This window comes from Streptomyces sp. NPDC002845 (assembly GCF_053591955.1).
Genome location: NZ_JBSFUU010000164.1, coordinates 1 through 7,465 on the forward strand (window position 1 = coordinate 1; position 7,465 = coordinate 7,465).

General features: G+C 69.3%; 6 protein-coding genes. 1 reads left to right on the forward strand and 5 read right to left on the reverse strand.

What is annotated here, in order from left to right; translation table 11 throughout:
* Positions 1-296: 296 nt before the first annotated feature.
* Positions 297-956: a TetR/AcrR family transcriptional regulator gene (locus ACWD3C_RS47355; RefSeq protein ID WP_451154831.1), complete on the reverse strand. Its 660-nt coding sequence runs from the start codon at positions 954-956 to the stop codon at positions 297-299.
* Positions 957-1,167: 211 nt separating this feature from the next.
* Here ACWD3C_RS47355 and ACWD3C_RS47360 point away from each other — a divergent pair, with 211 nt between their 5' ends.
* Positions 1,168-2,493: a YncE family protein gene (locus tag ACWD3C_RS47360; protein WP_451154833.1), complete on the forward strand. Its 1,326-nt coding sequence runs from the start codon at positions 1,168-1,170 to the stop codon at positions 2,491-2,493.
* Here ACWD3C_RS47360 and ACWD3C_RS47365 read toward each other — a convergent pair.
* From ACWD3C_RS47365 to ACWD3C_RS47380, 4 genes are all read right to left on the reverse strand, one after another.
* On the reverse strand, positions 2,486-4,366 hold the full coding sequence (locus ACWD3C_RS47365) for a cellulase family glycosylhydrolase (RefSeq protein WP_451154835.1): 1,881 nt from the start codon (positions 4,364-4,366) through the stop codon (positions 2,486-2,488). The genes ACWD3C_RS47360 and ACWD3C_RS47365 overlap by 8 nt on opposite strands.
* Positions 4,367-4,444: 78 nt before the next feature.
* A complete protein-coding gene (locus ACWD3C_RS47370; RefSeq protein ID WP_451154841.1) occupies positions 4,445-6,436 on the reverse strand; it encodes a GTP-binding protein in 1,992 nt (663 codons plus the stop codon).
* A 295-nt stretch (positions 6,437-6,731) separates the two neighbouring features.
* Positions 6,732-6,938, reverse strand: coding sequence for a hypothetical protein (locus tag ACWD3C_RS47375; RefSeq protein ID WP_451154837.1), 207 nt, complete (start codon positions 6,936-6,938; stop codon positions 6,732-6,734).
* The gene (locus tag ACWD3C_RS47380) at positions 6,935-7,315 is read right to left on the reverse strand and encodes a DUF6415 family natural product biosynthesis protein (protein ID WP_451154839.1); all 381 of its coding nucleotides are present in this window, start codon (positions 7,313-7,315) and stop codon (positions 6,935-6,937) included. Before ACWD3C_RS47380 ends, ACWD3C_RS47375 begins: the two co-directional genes overlap by 4 nt.
* Positions 7,316-7,465: the final 150 nt, after the last annotated feature.

Genomic DNA, 7,465 nt, shown 5'->3' on the forward strand with positions numbered 1-7,465 from the left:
CCAGACTCGACCGGCACACCACCGATCACCCAGAAGAATCCTCCGCCGCCCCAGCCGCATGATCAACCCCCGAAGGACTTATGACGCAGACCACTAAGCATCCATGGTGAAGTCCGGTGCCGTACCGCGCCCCGTAAGGGGCGCGAGGCTGTGTACATATGCGGCTCCGCCGCGGGGCGCGACCAGCCACGACGAACCCGCAGCGAGGGTCCGGGGCCGCCCCCGAAACGGGGTCGAAGGGCGGAGCCCCTGGAGGATGGGACGGGTAGGGGCGGCGGGGGCGAAAACACCCCTCCTCACCCCCTGGGCTCCCACCCCACCGGCCGCAAGATCCCCAGAAGCATCCGCACCAGCTCGTCCACGACCTCGTCGAGGCTCGCGTCGACCCAGCCGGCCTGCCAGTCGTGGAGGAGACCGTTGACGCTGCCGATGAAGGCCGCGGCGGCGACGCGGTAGTCGCGGGGCACCGCCTCGCCCCGTGCAGCGGCCGCCGCGGCCTCCGAGCAGATGAAGTCGATCCAGCGAGAACGGCGTTCCAGCCGCTGCCGCTCCAGCCGCGGGCTGACCCCGATGATCTCGATGAACGTGATGCGCAGCCGGCGCGGATCACCGGTGACGTTCGCCCCGTACGCGCGGAAGGCCGCTGTGGCCCGCTCCATGATCGACTGCCCGTCCGCGGCGGCGAGGCCGGTCAGCGCGGCCTGCTCGGCCCAGTCGTTGACCTGGAGATGCAGGGCGGCCAGGACATCCTCAAGGGTGCGGAACTCCTCGTAGAACTGGCGGGTCGACAGTCCCGCGGCCTCGCTCAGCCCCGAGACCGTCGTGGCCCGGAAGCCCGGGCTGTCGCCGAAGAGCTGGAGCGCGGCGTCGAGGAACCGTCTACGGCGCTCGGCCTGACGCTCCGCGGCGGACTTGCCCCCGTAACGGCCGGTCGGCTGTTTGAGCCTGCCCGCCACGCGCATCCTCCCTCTGCAGTTCGACGACCAGTTGTTCGGCCATCCGTCAATTTTGTCGTGTCCGCGGTCTTGTGGAGAGCCGCACCTCTTCCTTACTTTCCAGTAAGTCCACTCTGAATCCAGCTGTTTTCAGAATGTCCCCGTTTCCTCAGAGCCGCCGCACACGACCTCGCATGCCTTGTCATGCGCCCACCATGCAGGAGGAGCGACCATGTCCTCGCCCGAAGCCCGCGCCCCGCTCGCCTCCCACGCACCCCGTGCCCCCCGCTCCCGACGGGCCGGAATCCGCCACCTCTCCGCCGTGGCCGCCGCCCTCGCCCTCACCGCCGGCGGTACCGCCTCCGTGGCCACCGCACAGCCGTCCGCCGCCACCCAGCCCTCCGCCGCCGAGCTGCGGGAGGTGATGTTCGTGGGCAACAACTGGGAGGGCACCGCCGACGTCATCAAGTCCAGCGGCGACTTCGCGAAGATCGGCCGGGTCAATGTCATCCCGGACAAGAACGAGCGGATGGCGGAGATCAACGCCGATCCGATCAGGTGGATCGCCTTCATGACCATCCGCAACAGCGTCGGCGAGGGCCACGACCAGTTCGTGGACGACATGTACTCCACCCCGGACGGCACGTCGATGGTCGTCTCCCGGCCGAGCTTCGCCGATGTCGTCTCGATCGACCTGACCACCGGGGACATCAACTGGCGCTTCCCGGTGTCGGGTTTCCGCGCCGACCACATGGCCCTCTCCCCCGACGGCACCCGGGTCGCCGTCTCGGCCTCGACCTCGAACACCGTGCACGTGCTGGACATCGACACCGGCGAGCAGGTCGGCTCGTTCGCCACCGGAGACAAACCGCACGAGAACGTCTTCACCAGTGACGGCAAGTACATCTGGAACATGGCCATCGGCGACGTCAACACCGCGCTCGACGCGACCTGGCTGGACTGGACGAAGGGCGACCGCAAGATCACGGTGGTCGACGCGCAGACCTTCGAGCAGGTCAAGGTGATCGACATGCGGGACCGGCTCAACGCGATCGGCCTCAACGACTACTCCGACGCGGTCCGTCCGGCGGTGTTCAGCCCCGACGAGTCGAAGCTGTACTTCCAGGTGTCGTTCTTCAACGGCTTCCTGGAGTACGACGTCGCGACCGACAAGATCACCCGCGTGAAGACCCTCCCCGCGAACCCGGCGACGAGCACGGACCGCACCACCTGGGTCAACGACTCACGCCACCACGGCATTTCAATGAAGCCCGACGGCAGCAAGCTGTGCGTCGCGGGCACCATGGACGACTACACGACCGTCGTCGACCGCACGACCCTCCAGGAGGGCCCGCTCGTCACCACCTCCAAGCCCTACTGGGCGACCGTCAGCGGTGACGGCAAGTCCTGTGTGGTCTCCGAGAGCGGTGCCGACCAGGTGACGGCGATCGACTTCGCCACCGGCCGCAAGACGGTGTCGGTCGCGGTCGGCGACCACCCGCAGCGCGTACGCCTGGCGCGGGTGCCCGCCGACTGGACCGGCCCGTCCGCTAACTGAACCTGGCCGACATCCACGACGACAGCTCCGTCCGCGCCGCGTTCAGCAGCGACGCCGACGGGGCTGTCGCGCCGTTGGTGACCAGGGCGTAGTGCAGGGTGCCCGAGTCGGCGTCGGTGAGCAGGAGGCGGCGGCTGCCGGTGCCGCCCGGTTCACTCGCGGCGGCGATGGGTGTGGTCCTCGTGTACGCGGGCGGGGCCGCGGTGACGCCGAGGTCGGAGACCACGGTCGTCGACGAGGTCGGGAAGGACGCCGGCAGATGCAGTTCCGTGGGTTCGGCGCTGCCGTCCGAGCGCCAGACCAGCAGGGAGTACTGGCCCGAGCCCACGAGTTGCCGGACATTCGGCAGGGAAGTCGGCACCGGGTTCCACGTCAGCGTCGTCGACCCGTCCCGCGAGCGGTCCTCGTACGTGAACGCGACCGTGCTGCCCGCGGTGGCGCTCGGGTAGACCCGGTCGAGGAGCCGGGCGTCCTGGCGCAGCACGGGCGTGCCCGAGTCGTCGAGGCGTATGGCGGACAGGTCCTCGTCGTTCCAGGCGTCGCCCTCGGTCTGCACCTCGTCGGGGTTGTCGTTCCTCAGCTCGTGGTGCCGTCCGTTGTAGATGTCCCACTGCCACTGCTGGCCGGAGAGGACCGGACCGGAGCCCGCCGGGTTCGACCACCAGTTGGCCCCGCGCACCCGGGAGTCCATGGCCTGGTACATCGCCTTGAGGACCGTGGGTGCCTTGTCGGAGACCCCGCCGGACAGCGGGTGGCCGAACTCGCTGATGACCGCCGTCGTGCCGGTGGCGGCGGCCCGGTCGCGGACCGTGCCGAAGTCGGTGACGTACTGGCCGTCCGCCGCCTTGCCCCACATGAAGATCCCCGAGATCGCCTTCTGGTCGTAGAAGTGCGTGTTGAAGACGTACCGCGGACCGAGTGTGCCCGCGTCGAGGAATCCGCCCTCCTCCTTCTGGAAGTCGATGTTGGCGTTCCAGAAGATGGTCGGTTCGACGAAGGCCGCCTTGGCCTGCCAGCCCGCCGCGTCCATGCGGGCGCGGAACTTCTCGTAGAACGGCCACAGGACGTCCTTCTCCCAGGCGCGGCTGGTCTGGCCCGAGTCGTAGACGCCGGCGTGCGGTTCGTTCCAGGGGTCGAAGCCGACGACGCCCGCGAACTGGGCGGCGGTGAGGTGTTCCCGTACGTACGTCATGGTCTTCTGGGCGGTGGTGAGGAAGGCGTCCTGGAGGCCGTACCTGTTGTGCCAGAAGTCGTACGTGGCCCGCTTCACGGCCTCGTTCTGGGTGATGTTCTGGCCCCAGAAGAGGCAGATCCCGCAGAACTCGTCCGGGTAGTCGCCCAGGTCCACCGCCCACTTGGGGGCGCCGTCGCCGGTGTACCAGCTGTCGGGGTCGAACAGCCAGCGGGAGTAGAGGTCCTGGTGGAAGTCGGGGTAGACGCGGATTCCGGCGTCGAGGAAGGCGCCCATCTGCGCGGTCGCGGCGGCCAGGTAGGCGGTGTCCACCTGGCCGCGGGCCGGCTCGGCGTACGCCCAGGAGAGCAGGAAGCGGACCGAGTTGCCGCCGCCGAGCGCCCGTAGCGCCTGCGCGGACTTCCGGGCGTCGGCGACGGAGGCGAAGGGCAGGCCGTTGTTCTCCTTCAGTTTGGTCTCGCCGGAGACGTTGTAGCCGCGCAGGACGACCTCGCGGCCGAGGCCGTCCTTGAAGCGGCCGTCCTCGACGGTGAGGGTGGCCGCGGCCGGTGAGTCGAACCAGAGTTCGTCGGGGAGAGCCTCGGCGGGCTGGGTGCCCGCCGTGCTCAGGTAGCCGGTGAGGAGTACGAGGACACCGAGCAGACTCATGCGCAATCTTGACATGTCCGCCACATTCGACATGTCCCCTACCGTCCCAACGAGCAGGCCGGTCGTCAATAGCATCTGACTCACGAGTAAGTACCCGTTTTCGCAAAGGAATTACCCTCCCCCACCGACCCGCCGGGTCACACTCAGCAGATACTCCTTCCGGTCCAGGGGGTTGTGGTCCGTCCGCGGCCGGTGCGGGACCTCGCCACGGGCGACCGGCGCGTAGTGGTCGAAGGCCGACTCCAGCTCGCCCTCGCCACGGGTCAGCCCCGGCAGCCGCTGCTCCAGTTCGTGCACCTGGGCGGCCGGGATCCGCCCCTCCAGCACGGACAGCGCACCACGCGTCTCGGTGGTCTGCGGTACGGCTCCCAGCCCCGCCAGCACGGGGAGGACCGCGCCGAGCGTGTCCGCCGGGGCGTCGAGGCGGAAGCGGTGCATCGGCTCGTGCACCCGGGTACCCGCCCGCCCCAGCGCCTCCATCAGCACCAGCGGGGTCAGCCCGCGGAAGTCCGCGCCCGTGCTCGACATGCTCTTGTCGAACCTCTGGTGGGCGTGGCTCTGCCGCGGCGAGTAGCCGGAGTGGGTCATGGTCACCGTGCAGTCGGTGACCTGCCAGCCGTGCAGCCCCTGCCCGAGCGTCTCCCGCACGGTGTCCTCGACCGCCTTGAAGAAGGCGTACGGCATCGATCCGAGCTCGACCTCCAGCCGGAACTCCACCCCGCAGCCCACCGGCGCCGGGTCCACCCGCAGTCCGACGGTCGCGAGGAACGGATTGGCGTCCTTCTTGTTGAACTCGACCGCCGCACCGCTGCCGGCCGGACGCTCGACGCACAGGGTCGTCGTCTCGCGGAAAGCGACGTCGATGCCGAACTCGTCGGCGAGGGTGGCCTGGATGACCTCCTTCTGCACCTCTCCGTACAGCGACACCGAGATCTCCTGGCGGGTGTCGTCGTGGCGGAGGTTGATCAGCGGGTCCTGCTCGGCGAGTTGGGTGAGCGCGAGATGGAGGGCGCCCTTGTCCCGCGTCCGCACGGGGGCGACGACCGTTTCGAGGGTCGGCGGGGAGAAGTGGTGCTCGTCCGTTCCCTTGCGCGGTACGCCGATGGTGTCGCCGATGCGGATGTCGGCGAGCCCCCACAGCTTCGCGATCCGCCCCGCCGCGACGGCCGTCTCCCGTACGTCCGAGCCGCACCCGAAGACACTGATCCCGGTGACCTTGCCCTCCGCCGCGGCGTCGCGGAAGGTGACCCGGTCTCGGGCGCGCAGGGTGCCCGCGAACATCCGTACGTACGCGATCTTCTCCCCCGCCGGACCGCGCTCGATCTTGAACACGGTGCCGGAGACCGGCCCGTCGGCGTCCCCCTCGGCCGCCGGCAGCAACGTCCGGATGCCCGTGACGAGTTCGCCGACTCCCGCGCCCGTGACGGCCGAGCCGAAGAACACCGGGTGCACCAGGGCCTGCCCGGTCTGCACGGCGAGCTCGGCCCGCAGCCTGTCGTACGGGAGGGTCGTCTCGTCGTGGACGTACGCGGCCAGGAGCCCGTCGTCGTGCTCGGCGAGCCGTTCGAGCAGGCCTGGCGGGAGGCCTTCGTACGGGGTGAAGCGGGCGTCACGAGCGCCGAGTCGGCCGGTCTCGCCCATGGGGACGATCGCCGGGGTGAGCCGGGCGGCGATGTCCGCGAGCAGTTCCTCGTGGCGTGCTCCACGGCGGTCGATCTTGTTGACGAAGACGAGCGTCGGGATGCGCAGCCGTTGCAGGGTCCGCATCAGGACGCGGGTCTGCGCCTGGACGCCCTCGACGGCCGAGACGACGAGCACGGCACCGTCGAGCACGCTGAGCACCCGCTCCACCTCGGCGATGAAGTCGGGGTGGCCCGGAGTGTCGATCAGGTTGACGGTGACGTCGTCGATCTCGAACGAGACGACGGCGGACTTGATGGTGATTCCGCGCTGCCGCTCCAGCGCGAGAGTGTCCGTCCGGGTGTTGCCGTCGTCGACGCTGCCGATCTCGTCGATGATCCCGACGGTGTGCAGCAGCCGTTCGGTGAGGCTGGTCTTACCTGCGTCGACGTGCGCGAGAATTCCGAGGTTGAGCGTGTGCACCAAGCGTCATGTCCTTCGAAATGTGGGTCATTCCTTCCTGGGTGGACATGAACGCAGGGCGCATCGGGGCTCCTTGATCTCTGAGCGACTGGTCCCGTGCAGTGCAGCAGAGGGTCGGGCAGGGCCGCAACGGATTAACCGTCAACGTCCTCGTTCTCGTGGACTGAGGCCCCTCCCGCCGCGACGTGTCGTCTGCGGCGGGAGAGGCGTCTGGGATGCGACCCTGCCCTTGCGGTCGCCATGGGAGTGCGTCAGGAGGTCGACGTCGCCAGCACCACGGCGAGGACGGGTGCGGTCACGCCTGCCTGGCCTTCGCGAGCCTGATCCGCAGCAGCAGGTACAGCAACGTCGGGTCGGGCTGGACGAGGGGAGCGTGCGCGCGGTGCGCCCAGACGATCCATCCGGGGCCGGACATGCTCGGCTGGTAGCGCGCTTGCACGGCGTCCTGGGGGTCGCTGATCGGCTCGTCGCAGTAGCGGCAGATGTGCACCACCCTGGTCACGCGTGCTCGCCGCCCCGCTGCTCGATGTGGTCGCACAGGGCCTCGACGGACCGGGCGATACGCTGCGCGTGCGCGATGCCCGCGGGCAGGGTGTGGCCGGGTTCGGCGTTGAGGCTCATACGGGCCGTGCCGACGCAGGCGAGTGCGCAGGCGCGCGGTACGGCGTCCTCGGGGAGCCGACCGGCGGCGGCCTCGACTTCCGGGATGGCGAGCATGGCATGCCCCCGCAGCTGGAGGGTGAGCGTCTCCAGCTCTTCGGCGGAGGGAAGCTCGGCGCCCTCGGCGAGCAGGCGGTGCGCGGCCGTGCGCATCGTCTCGATGTCGACCACCGGTACCCGCTCTGCCGTGGCGGCGGGCGGCGTGGTAGTTCTTGGCAATGTCGTCAGCTCCTCAGTAGCTGGTGGCCACGCCCCCGGACGTTTGCCCGTCGCGGGGGTCTTGGCTTGCTGACTCAGAGTGCCGACATGAAAGCCCTGTGGCGTTGACTGAAGTGTCAATGCCCCAGGGCTTGACGAGAGTTGAATGAA